Origin of the sequence: Methanobrevibacter sp. DSM 116169 (genome assembly GCF_046197865.1) — an archaeon.
Lineage (GTDB): Archaea > Methanobacteriota > Methanobacteria > Methanobacteriales > Methanobacteriaceae > JAHKLT01.
Genome location: NZ_CP166990.1, coordinates 221,045 through 236,161 on the forward strand (window position 1 = coordinate 221,045; position 15,117 = coordinate 236,161).

Consider the following 15,117-nt stretch of genomic DNA (forward strand, 5'->3'; position numbering starts at 1 on the left):
TCTAAAATAATATTATATTTTACTATATCTATTTAAAGGATAAAAGGTAGTATAATATAAATTTTTTACTTAAATTTATTCCTAATAATGTATTTTGAGGATTTTAAATGTTTAAAGCAGAATTAAGTGATGCTAATATATTAAAAAGCAGTTTTGATGCTATTTCATCTATTGTTGATGAAGTTCAAATTCAAACTGATAGTGAAGGCATGAGATTAGATGCCTTAGATCGTAGTCATATAACATTTGTTCATTTAGAACTTAAAGCAAGCTTATTTGATGAATATGTTTGTGATGAACCTGAAAAGATTAACATCGATACTGATGAATTAATGAAGGTTTTAAAACGTTCTAAATCTGATGATAGGGTTATTATGTCTTTGGATGAAGGTAATTTTATAATTACTTTTGAAGGTGAAGCTAAAAGACAATTTAAAATAAGATTGATTGATATGGAATATGAGAGTCCTACTCCTCCAGATATTAATCAGCCTACTAAATTTGAAGTTCCATTTTCATTATTAAAAGATTCAATCAACGATATTGAGATTTTCTCAGAGAAAATACTTTTAAAAGTTGATGAAGAAAAATTTACTGCTAAAGCTGAAGGAGACTTTGGTGATGCAAGTGTTGAATATATTCATGGTGAAAAGATTGACACAGAAGCTAGTTCTCTTTTTTCTTTAGAAAAGATTAGACAAATGCTTAAAGCAGATAAATTTTCAGATATAGCTACTATTCAACTTGGAGATGACATGCCTTTAAACCTTAATTTAAAAATGGTTTCAGAGGATGGGGAACTCAGTTTCTTACTTGCTCCAAGAATTGAAAATGATGATTAATTTCATCAATTTTTTATTTTATTTTACTTATTTTAAGAGATGGTATTAAGTGGACCAATTTTACAAATTCTTACGTGATATTCAAAAAAAAGAAAGAAGTAAAGGTGTTTTAGCTCGTGTAGAAGAGGATTTCTATAAGAGTATCCATGATTATTTAGATAAACTTAAAGAAATTGCAGGTAACGATCCCTTCTCAAATGAATATAACCTTTTTAAAGAAAGTCAAATGGTTGCAACTGAAATTTGTGAGCGACGCGAACACAAAATTACAGATGCTGCAGTTATTAATATTCATCGTTCTTTTCACTTATTTACTGGAAAACCAAAATTTGATCTTTTAGATACTACTCCTATTAATTTAACTCCTGAAGAGGAAAAATTTTATTTTTCATTAATTGATACTTTAAAAAACCATAGAATGGATATTTCACTTGATAAATTAAGTGAAGATGATTTAAAAAAGATATCTGATGATTCTAATCAAAAAACAATTATTGAAAAAAAAGAAGAAATTCCAAAAGCTATTAAAAAGGAAGAAAAACCTTCTGATGATAAAGTTTTAGAAAAATTAGAAAAAGTTTCAAAATCTAAGGTTATTTTTGATGAAAAAAGAGAACCAATAGAAAAGCAAATTTCTAAAACAAATATTACTGAAGATGATTTATCAAATATTTATAATGATGTGGATAGTCAATTTATAAATCAAAATCCTACTAAAAAAGAAGGTAGTAATACAATTCTAATTTTTGATGAAGTTGATTCTATTATGGGTGTTGATGGCAAAGTATATGGGCCATTTAGACCTCAAGATATTGTTACTATTCCAAATGAAAATGCTAAGGTTTTTACAAGATATAAAAAAGCCAGATTCGTAAAAATTTAATTTTTCCATTAACTTTAAATATATATTAAAAACATATTTAATACTGTATCTGTGATAGCGAAAAATTTTATTTATTAATTTAAATATTATTTTGATTTTTGCTTTATGTAAACTTAAACTGTTACAAAAAAGTCTAAATCTCTAATACTTTATAAAAAATACTTTTTTTAAAGATTTAATTAACAGATAGTTATCTATTCAGATAGATTTATTATAATTTTTTATTAAATGAATTAGGTGTATAAAATGAAAATACCAAAGGAAAAAAGAACATATTGTCCATATTGTAAAACTCATACAACTCATGAATTACACACTGCTAAGAAAAGAAAAGCTAGTGAGTTAAAATGGGGACAAAGACAGTTCAGAAGAGTAACTGCTGGTTACAGAGGTTATCCAAGACCTTTACCTGCTGGAAACAAACCTGTTAAGAAATTAGATTTAAGATATAAATGTAAAGTATGTGGTAAATCTCACATTAAAGATTCATTCAGAGTAGGAAAACCTGAATTCGTAGCTAAATAGGTGTTATTATGACTAGTAAAGGTAGAGGAAATTTTTTAAAAGTAAAATGTTTAGATTGTGATAATGAGCAAGTAATTTTCGATCGTGCTGCTTCAGATGTAAAATGCATAATATGTGGTAAAACTATTATGAAATCTAAAGGAGCTAAAGGTAAAATTATGGCTCATATTGATAAAGTTTTAAATTAAAAAACTTATCTTTTTCATTGGTGATATAATGGTAAGAAAAAGTCAAGAGTGGCCAAATGAAGGTGAATTAATAGTTGGGACTGTTTATAAAGTCTTAAATTACGGCGCTTTTGCAAAACTTGAAGAATACAAAGGCAAAGAAGCTTTTATTCATATTTCAGAAGTCTCTTCTGGTTGGGTTAAAAACATTAGGGATTATGTAAAAGAAAATCAAAAAATAGTTTGCCGTGTTCTTAGAGTTAATCCAAAAAAAGGGCATGTTGATGCATCACTTAAAAGAATAAGAGAAGATCAAAGAACTAAAAAAATTCAACAATGGAAAATTGAACAAAAAGCAGAAAAATTCTTAGAACTTGCAGCTAAATCATTAGGTAAAGACTTAAACACAGCTTATGATGAAGTAGGTTATGAACTTATGAATATCTATGGAGATATTTATGGTGCATTTGAAACTGCTGCTGATGAGGGAATCAATTCTTTAACTGATGAAGGAATTCCAAAAGATTGGGCTGAATCTATTGTTGATATTGCAGATAAAAACATCACTCCTCCAGAAGTTCAAATTAGTGGATATGTAGATATTGAAACTTTTGATTCTAATGGGGTAGATGTTATTATCGAATCACTTAAAGCTGCTGAAGATAATGGTGATGAGGAAGAAGAGATCCAAGTTCAATCTGTTGGTGCTCCAAGATATAGAATCACTGTTAAATCATCTGATTATATTCAAGCTGAAAAAAGTTTAAAAGAAGCTGCTGACAGATGTATTCAAATTATTGAAGAATCTGAAGGTAATGGAACTTTCTTAAGAGAATTAGAATAGTTTTTTTGTGATTTAATGAATTTAAAAATGAAAAAGTGTTCTGCTTGTGGGATATATACAATTCAAGATAAATGCCCAAAATGTAATGGGGATTTAAATGTTATTTATCCTCCTAAATTTTCTGTTCAAGACAAATATGGTAAATATCGTAGAATTTTGAAAAAACAAACAAGAAACATTTAAAAGGTGAGCTTATGAAAGCAACAGAAATAAATATTATCGAAGAAGTTGAATTAGAAAATCCTATTTTTATTGAAGCACTTCCAGGCATTGGTCATGTTGGCAAATTAGCTGCAGATTCCATGATTGATGAGTTGGATGCAACAAAATTTGCAGAAATTTATTCTCCATACTTTCCTCCTCAAGTTTTTGTTGGAGAAGATGGTGTTATAGAAAATATGATTAATGAATTATATTATCTAAAAGATATTGGAGAAGATAAGCAAGATTTTATTCTTCTTGTTGGTAATACTCAAGGATTGTCTACTGAAGGTCAATTTGAGATTTGTAAGGATATTTTAGATTATCTTAAAAAATTCGATATTAAAACCATGTATACTTTAGGTGGAATAGCTACAGGTCAACCTGTCGAAAATCATAAAGTATTAGGTGCAGCATCAGATTCTAAAATGGCTGAATATTTAAAGGAACACGATATTGAACTTAGATCTAATGATGGAGGTATTATTGGTGCTTCTGGTTTATTTTTAGGTTTAGGTCAAAGATTAAATATTTCAGGAGCTTGTTTAATGGGTGAAACTCCAGGTTATTTCATTGATGCAGAGTCTGCTGAAGCTATTTTAATCAAATTATCTAATCTTTTAAATATTGAAGTTGATACTGGAAAATTAGATGAAAGAGCTGAAGAAACAAGGAAAATGTTAGAAAAGGCTCAACAAATGGAACAAGAAATGATGGGTAAATCTACTTCTCAAGATGTCGATGATTTAAGATATATTGGATAGATTCCATTATTTTTATTTTTTATTTTTTTTTAAATATTTTTATATATAATACATTACTTATTTTAATTTATGTTAGTTAATGCAGATTTACATCTTCATAGTTGTTTTTCAATGGCAAGTTCTAAAGACATGGTTATTAAAAACATAGCTCCGATGTCAAAACTTAAAGGATTAAATCTTGTAGGTACTGGTGACGGTCTACATCCTGGTTGGTTAGATATTATTGAGGAAAGCACTACTTATTCTGGAGATGGAATCTATTCAAGAGATGATGTTGATTTTGTCTTAACAACTGAAGTTGAAGGAAAAAATAAAATCCATCATTTAATTATAATTCCAGATATTGATATAGCTCGTGAGATTTCTAAAAAACTTCCATCTAAAAATAAAAATACTGATGGAAGACCAAGATCTCCTTTAACTGGTGTTGAATTATTAGAATTAGTTAGAGAGTATGATTGTATGATTGGTCCAGCACATGCTTTTACTCCTTGGACTGGAATGTATAAGTCATTTGATAGTATTTATGATTGTTATGAAAAGAAACCAGACTTTGTAGAACTTGGTTTATCTGCTGATACCGATATGGCTGATAGAGTGTCTGAACTTAAAGATTTTCCATTTCTTTCAAATTCTGATGCACATTCTCCATGGCCACATAGATTGGGTAGGGAGTTTAATCAAATAGAGCTTCAAGATATTTCATACTCATCACTAAAAAAGGCAATAAAAGATAAGACTATTAAAGCAAATTATGGCCTCATACCTAACTTAGGTAAATATCATATGACTGGATGTACTAAATGCTATAAATTAATTAATCCTGAAATAGCTAAGGAAAATAAAATGAAATGTTCATGTGGTGGAAGGATTAAAAAAGGTGTAGATTATAGGATATCTGAAATAGCTGATTTAAAAGAACCTGTTCATCCTTCATTCAGAGGAAAATATGTTCATTTAATGCCACTTGCTGAGATAATAAGTATGGTTTATGATAAAGGTGTTACAACTAAAACAGTTCAAGGTAAATGGCAAAATTTAATAGATTCATTTGGTCCTGAAATTAATATTTTACTTGATACTCCTTTAGATGAAATTAATAAAGTAGATTCAGATGTTTGTATAGCTATAAACTCATTTAGAAATGATTCATTAACTATTTCACCAGGTGGTGGAGGAAAATATGGATCAATAGATTTTGATAAAAATATTGATAAAAAAAGAAAAAAAGAAGAAAAGGAAAATTTAACTTTAGATAACTATTAACTTTCAAGTTTTGAAATTCTCATTGCATTTGCAACAACAAATAAAGTAAGTCCCATATCTCCTACAAGTACAGCCATCCATAAATCAATAAATCCTAAAACTCCTAAAACAGCTAAACTTACTTTTATTATTAAGCTTAATATTACATTTTGTTTAATAATATTCATTGTTTTTTTAGATAAATCAATTAAAAAACCTATTTTTGAAAGTTTATCATCTAATAAAACTATATCTGCTGTTTCAATAGCTACATCAGATCCTCCAAAACCCATAGCTATTCCAACATTTACTCTTGCTAGAGCTGGTGAATCATTTACACCATCACCAACCATTGCAACATCTTTATAATCATCAACAACTTCTTGAACTATATTTAATTTATCTTCTGGTAATAAATTAGAATAATGTTTATCTAAACCATTCACACTAGCTATGTCATTTGCAGTTTCTTCATTATCTCCAGTTAACATCATAGTTACTATTTTATTTGATTTTAATTTACTTATTAATGATTTACTATCAGATCTAACTTGATCAGATAAGGTAATATATCCTAAAATTTCTTCTTCATTAGATACTATTAATTTAGTTTTATTTTTAAAAGATTCTTCATTTTCTAAATTATTTAATTCATTTTTTATTGATAAATTAAAATCAAATAATGATTCTTTACCTATATAATAACTAGTTTTCTCTATTGATCCTAGAATTCCTTTACCAGAAATTGATTCAAAATTATCTACTTCTAAAAGAGATATTTTTTTGTTTTTCCCATATTCATGAAATGTTTTAGCTATTGGATGTTTAGATTTATTTTCTATTGAACAAACAATTTGAATTAAATCATTTTTATTAAAATCTTTAAGTGGAATTATAGACTCAATTTTTAACTTACCTTCAGTTAATGTTCCTGTTTTATCAAATAAAAAAGCCTTAATTTTAGATAACTCTTCAATATATTCCCCACCTTTTATTATTATTCCATTTTTAGTACCTGCTGTAATTGCAGAAACCATAGAAACAGGTGTAGAAATAGCTAATGCACATGGACATGATATTACTAGCAAAACCAATGCTCTATAGGCCCACTCACTTAAAGATGCTCCAAAAAGTAAAGTAGGTAGTACTGCTACTAAAAAAGCTATAACTACTATAAGAGGAGTATAAATTGATGCAAATTTATCAATAAATAAATCTACTTTTGCTTTTTTCTCTTCTGATTCTTTTACAAGTTCAATAATTTTTGAAATTACAGTATCTCCAGCAGCTTTTGTAGCTTTTAATTCAATATATCCTTCTTCATTAATAGTTGATCCAAAAACATCATCACTTACTTTTTTAGTTACAGGTACACTTTCTCCTGTAATGGATGCTTGATTTATTGATGTATTACCTTCAATTATTTCACCATCAATTGGAATTTTATCTCCAGGATGAACAACAACAATATCACCAACTTTTATATCATCTACATTTACTTCTATGTTTTTTCCATCTTTTTTAATAGTTCCAGTATCAGGATTTAATTTAATTAAGTTAATAATTGATTTTTTAGATTTATCTAAAGCATATTCTTCTAAATATTCAGCTAAATAATATAATAATATAAGAATTGCACCTTCACTTCCATCTCCAAGTAAAAATGCACCAAATGCAGCTATTGTAATTAAAAAATCAATCTTTATTTCTTTTTTAAATAAAGATTTAATTCCATGAGTTATGATATCTTTTCCAACAAAAAGCACAATTGCTATAAATAATAATTCTCTTAAAAGATAGCTATATTGGTTGTTAATAACTATATTTATAAAATGAGCTATTAAAAATACTCCAATACCTATTCCTAATATTAATAATGGTTTTTTTGACTGTTTGTGATTAGTATCTAAGTTATCTAATAAATTTCCTTCACATGCACATTCTGGTTCATGATCGTGGTCGTGAGAATGGTCATGAGAGTGGTGATGTTCTTCTTCATGTGAGTGATTATGACTACAACAACTAGATGAACATGTAGTTTCTTCATTGCTTGACATTAACTATACCTTCTTTAATTATACTTATTATTTGCAAATCAGCTATTGAATAAAAAATCTGTTTGTTTTCTTTTCTATATTTTACAAGATTACTAGCTCTTAAATGTCTTAATTGATGAGAAATACTTGATTGACTTATATTTAATAATAATGATAGTTCACATACACACAGTTCATCATAAGAAAGTGCAAGTAATATTCTAACACGCGTACAATTACTAAGTATTTTAAATAAATCACTTACTTCATGCATCACATCATGAGGTTCTATTTCAGAAGAAATTTTATTTACTAAATCACTTCTGATATTTTTTATTTCACAAACATCCTTTTCAGTCATATGATGATATATTCATATGAACATATATAAAGTTTTTCATAAATAATTAAAAATAAAAATAGTTAAATTAAAGTTAAAGTATAATTAGAAAATAAATAAGCGGACTTGGAGGGATTTGAACCCTCGGCCTCAAGATTAGGAGTCTTGCGCCCTTCCAGACTAGGCTACAAGCCCATAAAAAAAATAATTATAAGTATTATTTGGTCTTAATTTTTGAAATAAATTAATTTATTAGAAAAAGAGTAAAAACGGACCCGCCGGGATTTGAACCCGGGGTCTTCGGATTAGAAGTCCGACGCCCTATCCAGCTAGGCTACGGGCCCTAATAAATTTATATTAAAAGTCTATTTTTTTTAGTATATAAACTTAACTTTTAAAAATTTAAAAAATAAAAAAGATAGGATAATTTTAATTATTATCCTCTACTAGTTTTGCCAGTTGTTCCATCAACACCAATGGTATCTACTAAATCACCAGATGAATCATAAACTGGAACAAAATACATATTAATTTCTTTAGAATATGCAGCACTTCCTATGGTACAACCAGGTTCTTTAACAGCATTTTTTGCAATACTTTCTGCTTCACTTGGTGGTATTTTAGGGTCATCATCTGGAGTAGTAGGATTTGTAATTACTGGTTTGTTTGATGAACTTCCACTTCCTGATCCACTGCCTCTGTTTGATCCATCACCAGTTCCAGTTCCAACTCCACTTCCTTTACCGTTACCTGAAGCTGCTACACTTCCTCCGTTACTATTAGAAACATTTGTAGAATTTCCTGCTCCTTCACTTCCAGAACCACCTTCTCCGTCTAATTCTGGTAGACTTGAAAAAATCTCGTTATCTGGATTAGTTAAACCGTAAGCTGTTACACCTGCAGCTATACATAAAACTATGATAACTGAAATAATTATATTAGACTTTTCCATTATTTTTTACCTCCACTTTTTTTAGATTGAATATAGTTATTATATTTTAATTCCGTGATACTTAAACTTATGTAAAAAAATTTATTTCATATTTAATCATATTAATTTTTAGTTTTAACTAAATAATTTTTAGGTATAATTAAACATTTCTATAGTTTATTTGGATTTTAAAGTTAAATTTTCTGTTATTTAAACTTTTCTTTTAGTTTTTTTGAAAATGTTTATAAATAAGGTAATATTAAATGTATATTATTGTTAGTTTCTAATTTATAAATGAGGTGACAAATGTGAATAATCCGATAGTAATATCCCCTACCTCTCGACAAGAAGGACATGCTGAGCTTGTTATGGAAGTCGATGATCAAGGGATTGTAACAAAAGGAAGATACTTTAGTATCACTCCTGTCAGAGGCTTAGAGAAAATGGTTGTCGGTAAAAGTCCTGAAACCGCACCTGTTTTATGTCAAAGAATTTGTGGAGTATGTCCTATTCCACATACTTTAGCTGCTGCAGAAGCTGTTGATAGTTCATTGAGTATTGATATACCTAAAAATGGTAAATTACTCCGTGAAGCAACACTTGCTGCGCACAACATTAATAGTGCTGCTATACATCATTTCTTAATAGCTCCTGATTTTGTACCAGAAGACAAGTTTGCAACTGCTGTTGAAAGTGTTTCTACTGTTAGAAAAACTGTTCAATACGTTGTAGATATGATTGCAGGTGAAGGTATTCACCCTTCTGATATTGTAGTTGGCGGTATGGCGAGAAATATCTCTCCTCTTGCTAAAGAAAAATTAGTTGAAAGAATTAAAGAATTAAAACCTACCTTAGAGGCACATGTTGAATTAATTAAAAATTTAGTGCTTGAAAAAGGTTTACCTACTGATTTAGGTGTTGTTGATGCTCCTACTTTAGCTAGTGATCCTAACTATGGTAAAAATGAATGGTTTGATTTTGATAAATTCTCTGAAGTTTTACCTGAAGAATGGTATGATGATCCTGAAGTTGGTAAAAGAGCTTGTTCTGTAATACCTTTATGGAATGGCGTAAATGTCGAAACTGGTCCTAGAGCTAGAATGGATGATTTCGCTGGATTCAAAGATAAGGGTGTAGTTGCTCAACATGTTGCAAGAGCAGACGAAATGTTAGTTAATTATAATTGGTTAGTAGACCTTTTAGATCAAATTAACACTTCTGCTGGAGTTCGTGCTGACTATGATCCTAGAGGAAATGATAAATTAGGTGTTGGAGTTATTGAAGGCCCTAGAGGTACTGATGTCCACATGGCTCAAATTAAAGACGGTAAAATCCAATTTTACTCCGCTATTGTTCCAACAACTTGGAATATTCCAACAATGGGACCTGCAACTGAAGGATTTTCTCATGAATTAGGCCCTCATGTTATCAGAGCATATGATCCATGTCTTTCATGTGCTACTCATGTGATGGTTGTCGACGATGAGGACAAAAGTGTTCTCAAAAACGATATGGTGAGAATTTAAGCTTTTAGAGGAATATTAATGCCATATGATGCAGAGACTTTAGTAGTTGGTTGTGGAAACATCTTATTCAAAGATGATGGTTTCGGTCCAACTGTTATAAAAAAATTAGAAGAGTATTTCGAAGATAGGGAAATGCCTGATGAGACTATGTTTATTGATGCAGGAACAGGTGCAACTCACTTTATTTTTTCACTTCCTGATGAGAAATGGAAAAAAATTATTGTTGTTGATGTTGTAGAATTTAATGCTGAACCAGGAACTGTGAAAATTTTTAGTCCACATGATATTCCAAAAGGAACATATGAGAATGTTCATACTTGGCCTGTTGAAGAACCTTTACATGATCTTGCAGAAAATGCTGAAGTTATTGTAGTAGGTTGCAAGCCAGAGGAAATCTCTGCACCAGATGTTGATATGGGTCTTACAAAACCTGTTCAAGATGCTATTCCTGAAGCCGTTAATATAATTTTAAAAGAAATTGGGGTTTTATAATGTTTTCAAAAATCAAAAAAATCTTAGGTGCCTCTGAAGATGAAGTTCAAGAGACAGTAAAAGCTGATACTCCTAAAGCTAAACCTGCTGCAAAAGCTAGTGCAAAACCACGTATTGGTTATATTCACTTAAGCGGGTGTACTGGAGACGGTATTTCTCTTACTGAAAATTATGATATATTAGCACCATTACTTACTGACATGGTTGACATAGTATATGGTCAAACATTAGTAGATGCATGGGAAATGCCTGAAATGGACTTATGTTTAATCGAAGGATCCGTGTGTCTTCAAGATGAACACAGTGTACATGAACTCTTAGAAGCTCGTAAAAAATCTACACTTCTTTGTGCTTTCGGTTCATGTGCTATGAATGGTTGTTTCACAACTTTTGCTCGTGGTGGACAACAAGCTCAACCTAAACAAGAATCCTTTGTAGCTATTAGTAACTTAGTTAAAGTTGACTTAGCACTTCCTGGATGTCCTGTTTCTCCTGAAATGATAGCTAAATCAGTTGTCGCATTAATCAATGGAGATATGGATTACTTACAACCTGCTTTAGATATTGCTGGTTGTAATAGTGCTTGTGGTTGTGACTTACTTACAGGTATTATGAATAAAGCTTTATGTACTGGATGTGGAACTTGTGGTATGGCTTGTCAAACTAGAGCTATTACAATGATCCAAGGAAGACCACATATAGATCTTGATAGATGTATTAAATGTGGATCTTGTTATATGAGCTGTCCAAGATCATGGTTACCTGAAACACAAATTAAAAAGGAATTAAATTTATAGGGAGGTTAAATCATGGTATTAGGTACTTATAAAGAAGCAATTTCTGCAAGAGCTACTGATAAAAGAGTTCAAGATGTTTCACAAGATGGAGGTATTGTCTCTGCTTTATTTATGTATGCTTTAGAAGAAGGTATTATCGAAGGCGCTGTTGTTGCTGGCAATACTGATGAAAAATGGAGACCTCAACCTGTTGTTGCTATGGATGCAGAAGAAATTATTGCTGCTGCAGGGACAAAATATACAATGTCTCCAAATATTGCTGCAGTCAAAGAAGCTGTCCGTCAATGTGGTGTTGAAAAATTAGGTATTGTAGGCACTCCTTGCCAAATCAATGGTCTTAGGAAAATGCAAGTTTACCCATTTTCATCCAGATTTATAGCAGACAAAGTTAAATTAGTTCTTGGTATTTTCTGTATGGAAAATTTCCCTTATGCATCATTAGATACTTTCATTGATGCTCAGTTAAATTCCACTATGGATGAAACTAAAAAAATGGATATTGGAAAAGGAAAATTCTGGGCTATATCTGATAAAGGAGAAGAAGGTCTTCCTCTTAAAAAGACTCATGGATATGAGCAAGCTGGATGTAATATCTGTTCAGATTATGTAGCTGAATATTCTGATCTTTCTACAGGATCTGTAGGATCTCCAGATGGTTGGTCTACTGTTTTACTCAGAACTGACGATGGTAATTCTATATTCAAAGCTGCAGTCGATGCAGGTGTTATTGAAACCAAAAACATGGATGATGTAAAACCAGGTTTACCTTTACTTGAAAAATTAGCTAAAGGTAAAAAGGCTGATGCTAAAAAAGAAATTGATAATAGAACTTCAATGGGACTTCCAGTTCCTAACATCTATTAATTTTTCTTTTATTTTTTTATTTTTTTTAATTATATTATTTTGTTGTAATCATACAACCATCTTTTTCAACAATTACTGTATGTTCTTTTTGTGAGACTAATCCACCAGTTTTTTCTTTTAATGTATGATATGGATATATTGCCATAGCTTCTGATAGTTGTTTTAAAGATAATTGCAATCTATGTTCATTAAATTCTTTTGTAAGCCATCTACCTGAGAAAGGAAGGCTTTTATAATTTGTTTGAATGTATTGTAATACTTTTTTTGTTTGAGCCATTCTAAATGGCTTATTTTTTAAAAATGAATAAATATATGTTCCTGGTGCATCATTTACATATCCTATACCATTAGTTGCAAAAGGTTCAATAGCTAAAGCTTGTCCTTCTTCTAATTTTGTAGTATCATTATTTTCAATGTTTGGAATAAATAATCCTGCATGCAATATTCCTTGTTCTAAGCTATGTCCTCCAAGATTTGCTATTGGATTTAATTTATATTCGTGTATTGCATCTTCTACTGCTTTACCTATTTTATTAACTTCTATTCCTGCTCTTACAGTACTAATCGCAGCATCTAATCCTGCAGCAGATGCATCAATAATTCTTTGTCGTAGTTCTAATTCTTCTACACTAAATAACTCTTCTATGTTATCTCCAGGGACCATAATCGTTACTGCAGAATCAGCTATATATCCATCTATATGTGCACCTAAATCTAACTTAACTAAATCTCCTGTAACCATTTTTGCCTCATCGTTTAGGGCAGATGTATAATGTGCGGTTATTTCATTAATTGATACATTACAAGGAAACGCTATTCCTGCTCCATTATTGATTATTTCATTTTCTACATATTCTACTAAATCAATGATTTTTAAATCATTTTTAATCATTTTTGAAGCATCATTTCTTATTTTAGATACAATTTTTCCTGCTTTTATATAAGATTCAATCATATTATTTTTCCTTTTCAAACTAGTTTATAAAGAAATATTTCTTATTCATAATTTTTATATACTTCTAATTATAAATTTTTTAGTATACTAATGGAGGCAAATAATGAATTTAGACATACCATCTCAATTATATAATTTAATAATAATTTTAATAGTATGTATTGTGCTTATAATTATATTAATCCAATGGAGAAAGGTAAAACAATCTCAAAGCTCAGTTCAATTACTTGAAAAAGAAATCGAACTTAAAAAAATGGCTATGGTTGAAAAAGATTTAGAATCCAAAAGATTGATGGAAAATCCAATACCTTTACCTAAAGAACAAGAAGAAAATTTAGCATCTATTAGAGATTCTACCAATCAAGTAAGAAGCGATGTTGGGTTTTTACATAATGAGATTAATGAAAGATTAGCTCGTTTAGAAGCACAAACTGAACAGAAAAAATTAGAAAAAATGCTTAAAGAAATTGAGCGTAAAGAAAAGAAATTACAATAATCTGGTGATATTATGGGAATTATAGAAGTAATAGCTATAATAATTTTAATATTGGCTGTTTTAATTCTAATTTATTATTATTTACAAAGTAATCCTTCAACTATGCAAGCAATTAATAGCTATATTCCTTCATCTTATGGTGGAAATAATGTAGCTAATGACATTGAGTATATTGATGAAGATGAAGATTTTGTAGATGATGAAGATAAAGATTCAATGAGTAAAAAAATTAAAGTTAAATTAAATGATATTGACATGTCTAGCTTTAATACTGATGCTTTTTCTAAAAAAATAGATGCTTTTTTAGATGAAAAAAGTGATGAACTCATTCAAGATTGGGAGTTAGCTACTAAAACTGACTTAGCTGATCTTGAAGATAGATTTGATAATACTACTAAATCTATTGATTCTTTAGAGAAAAAATTTAATAATTTTAAAGAAGATTCAGATAAGAAGTTCGATAATTTTGAAAATAGAATTCAAAAATTAGAAGAATCTAACGAATAAAACAAACCTTTATATAATGCTTCAAATAAAGTTTAATATAGCTATTATTTTAATAGTTATATTTTTTATTTGTATAGCAGGGTGGGGTAGTCTGGTGATCCCGCGGGGCTCATAACCCCGAGATCCCTAGTTCAAATCTAGGCCCTGCTACTTTTTACTAATTTTATAGCAAGTCAAAGACAGCTGCTGGTTATTTTTTAACTAAGGAAACTCCGCCCATCATTACAGACTATGATGTTTAAAGACATATACTGAGAAGTATGACTCTGGAGCAGAAACGACACGTCTTTTAATAGTTGACGATGATATTTAATTGAGGATATTAAAAGGATCGGTGAAACGGCCAATCCATAGGATGCAAGAACAAATTTGTTGATGACCCCTGTTTGAGACAAGGTAGTTCGCTAAGATGAATGCTGTTAAACAGAAGGTGGGTTATTTTTGACATGCTATAAAATTTATTTTTAATAAATTCTTTTTTTTCTTAACTATCAATATATAAATTGACTAAAAAACTTATTTTTTTAAAATTTTTTTATTTATTTTAATAATTCCAATTTAATCTTTTAATCTAGTTTTTTCTTTAGAATTATAAAATTGCGTTGATTATTTCTTATTTTTCTTTTTATTGATTATGATTTAACTCCAAATTCATATAAATTTATTTTCATAGCTTTGTATTTTTATAATAATAATATTAAA

Annotated in this window: 18 protein-coding genes, 3 tRNA genes and 1 other RNA gene; 16 read left to right on the top strand and 6 right to left on the bottom strand. The window is 29.4% G+C overall.

Annotated features, from left to right (window positions below):
* The first annotated feature begins 107 nt into the window (after positions 1–107).
* From pcn to ACA134_RS01075, 8 genes are all read left to right on the top strand, one after another.
* Positions 108–842, top strand: coding sequence for a proliferating cell nuclear antigen (pcna) (gene pcn / locus ACA134_RS01040; protein ID WP_409200341.1), 735 nt, complete (start codon positions 108–110; stop codon positions 840–842).
* Between the two features lie 49 nt (positions 843–891).
* Positions 892–1,725 (top strand): hypothetical protein, encoded by an 834-nt coding sequence (locus ACA134_RS01045; RefSeq protein WP_409200342.1) that lies wholly within the window; start codon positions 892–894, stop codon positions 1,723–1,725.
* A gap of 246 nt (positions 1,726–1,971) precedes the next feature.
* Positions 1,972–2,250 carry a 50S ribosomal protein L44e gene (locus tag ACA134_RS01050; protein WP_409200343.1) on the top strand — a complete coding sequence of 93 codons (279 nt, stop codon included), beginning with the start codon at positions 1,972–1,974 and terminating at the stop codon, positions 2,248–2,250.
* An 8-nt stretch (positions 2,251–2,258) separates the two neighbouring features.
* On the top strand, positions 2,259–2,438 hold the full coding sequence (locus ACA134_RS01055) for a 30S ribosomal protein S27e (protein ID WP_409200344.1): 180 nt from the start codon (positions 2,259–2,261) through the stop codon (positions 2,436–2,438).
* 28 nt (positions 2,439–2,466) lie between these two features.
* Positions 2,467–3,261, top strand: a complete 795-nt coding sequence (locus ACA134_RS01060) for a translation initiation factor IF-2 subunit alpha (RefSeq protein ID WP_409200345.1) — start codon at positions 2,467–2,469, stop codon at positions 3,259–3,261.
* Positions 3,262–3,276: 15 nt separating this feature from the next.
* On the top strand, positions 3,277–3,444 hold the full coding sequence (locus tag ACA134_RS01065) for an RNA-protein complex protein Nop10 (protein ID WP_409200346.1): 168 nt from the start codon (positions 3,277–3,279) through the stop codon (positions 3,442–3,444).
* A gap of 11 nt (positions 3,445–3,455) precedes the next feature.
* Positions 3,456–4,226: a proteasome assembly chaperone family protein gene (locus tag ACA134_RS01070; protein WP_409200347.1), complete on the top strand. Its 771-nt coding sequence runs from the start codon at positions 3,456–3,458 to the stop codon at positions 4,224–4,226.
* Positions 4,227–4,295: 69 nt separating this feature from the next.
* Complete coding sequence (locus ACA134_RS01075) at positions 4,296–5,492, top strand: TIGR00375 family protein (RefSeq protein WP_409200348.1); 1,197 nt, start codon at positions 4,296–4,298, stop codon at positions 5,490–5,492.
* Here the strand turns inward: ACA134_RS01075 and ACA134_RS01080 are convergent.
* The 5 genes from ACA134_RS01080 to ACA134_RS01100 form a co-directional block, all read right to left on the bottom strand.
* Positions 5,489–7,528, bottom strand: coding sequence for a heavy metal translocating P-type ATPase (locus ACA134_RS01080; RefSeq protein WP_409200349.1), 2,040 nt, complete (start codon positions 7,526–7,528; stop codon positions 5,489–5,491). The genes ACA134_RS01075 and ACA134_RS01080 overlap by 4 nt on opposite strands.
* Positions 7,515–7,868: an ArsR/SmtB family transcription factor gene (locus ACA134_RS01085; RefSeq protein ID WP_409200350.1), complete on the bottom strand. Its 354-nt coding sequence runs from the start codon at positions 7,866–7,868 to the stop codon at positions 7,515–7,517. The genes ACA134_RS01080 and ACA134_RS01085 overlap by 14 nt, the downstream gene beginning before the upstream one ends.
* A gap of 100 nt (positions 7,869–7,968) precedes the next feature.
* Positions 7,969–8,042: transfer RNA gene (locus tag ACA134_RS01090), tRNA-Arg, on the bottom strand.
* 75 nt (positions 8,043–8,117) lie between these two features.
* A tRNA-Arg gene (locus ACA134_RS01095) sits at positions 8,118–8,191 on the bottom strand.
* 92 nt (positions 8,192–8,283) lie between these two features.
* Positions 8,284–8,799 carry an endoglucanase gene (locus ACA134_RS01100; RefSeq protein WP_409200351.1) on the bottom strand — a complete coding sequence of 172 codons (516 nt, stop codon included), beginning with the start codon at positions 8,797–8,799 and terminating at the stop codon, positions 8,284–8,286.
* A 287-nt stretch (positions 8,800–9,086) separates the two neighbouring features.
* Here ACA134_RS01100 and frhA point away from each other — a divergent pair, with 287 nt between their 5' ends.
* Genes frhA through frhB form a run of 4 tightly spaced genes read left to right on the top strand, consistent with a single transcriptional unit; the run spans position 9,087 to position 12,457 of the window.
* Positions 9,087–10,304 carry a coenzyme F420 hydrogenase subunit alpha gene (frhA, locus tag ACA134_RS01105; RefSeq protein ID WP_409200352.1) on the top strand — a complete coding sequence of 406 codons (1,218 nt, stop codon included), beginning with the start codon at positions 9,087–9,089 and terminating at the stop codon, positions 10,302–10,304.
* Between the two features lie 18 nt (positions 10,305–10,322).
* A complete protein-coding gene (gene frhD, locus ACA134_RS01110; RefSeq protein ID WP_409200353.1) occupies positions 10,323–10,796 on the top strand; it encodes a coenzyme F420-reducing hydrogenase, FrhD protein in 474 nt (157 codons plus the stop codon).
* A complete protein-coding gene (gene frhG, locus ACA134_RS01115) occupies positions 10,796–11,593 on the top strand; it encodes a coenzyme F420 hydrogenase subunit gamma (RefSeq protein ID WP_409200354.1) in 798 nt (265 codons plus the stop codon). Before frhD ends, frhG begins: the two co-directional genes overlap by 1 nt.
* Positions 11,594–11,605: 12 nt before the next feature.
* Positions 11,606–12,457: a coenzyme F420 hydrogenase subunit beta gene (gene frhB, locus ACA134_RS01120; protein WP_409200355.1), complete on the top strand. Its 852-nt coding sequence runs from the start codon at positions 11,606–11,608 to the stop codon at positions 12,455–12,457.
* Positions 12,458–12,491: 34 nt separating this feature from the next.
* Here frhB and map read toward each other — a convergent pair whose 3' ends face one another.
* A complete protein-coding gene (gene map, locus ACA134_RS01125) occupies positions 12,492–13,412 on the bottom strand; it encodes a type II methionyl aminopeptidase (protein WP_409200356.1) in 921 nt (306 codons plus the stop codon).
* Positions 13,413–13,515: 103 nt separating this feature from the next.
* On the opposite strand from map, the gene ACA134_RS01130 reads away from it, so the two are divergent.
* The 4 genes from ACA134_RS01130 to rnpB all read left to right on the top strand — a co-directional run bounded on the left by ACA134_RS01130 (position 13,516) and on the right by rnpB (position 14,865).
* Positions 13,516–13,908 (top strand): hypothetical protein, encoded by a 393-nt coding sequence (locus ACA134_RS01130; RefSeq protein ID WP_409200357.1) that lies wholly within the window; start codon positions 13,516–13,518, stop codon positions 13,906–13,908.
* 12 nt (positions 13,909–13,920) lie between these two features.
* Positions 13,921–14,415, top strand: a complete 495-nt coding sequence (locus ACA134_RS01135) for a hypothetical protein (protein ID WP_409200358.1) — start codon at positions 13,921–13,923, stop codon at positions 14,413–14,415.
* Between the two features lie 75 nt (positions 14,416–14,490).
* Positions 14,491–14,565, top strand: a tRNA-Met gene (locus ACA134_RS01140).
* A gap of 18 nt (positions 14,566–14,583) precedes the next feature.
* Positions 14,584–14,865: RNase P RNA component (rnpB, locus tag ACA134_RS01145), an RNA gene on the top strand.
* Positions 14,866–15,117: the final 252 nt, after the last annotated feature.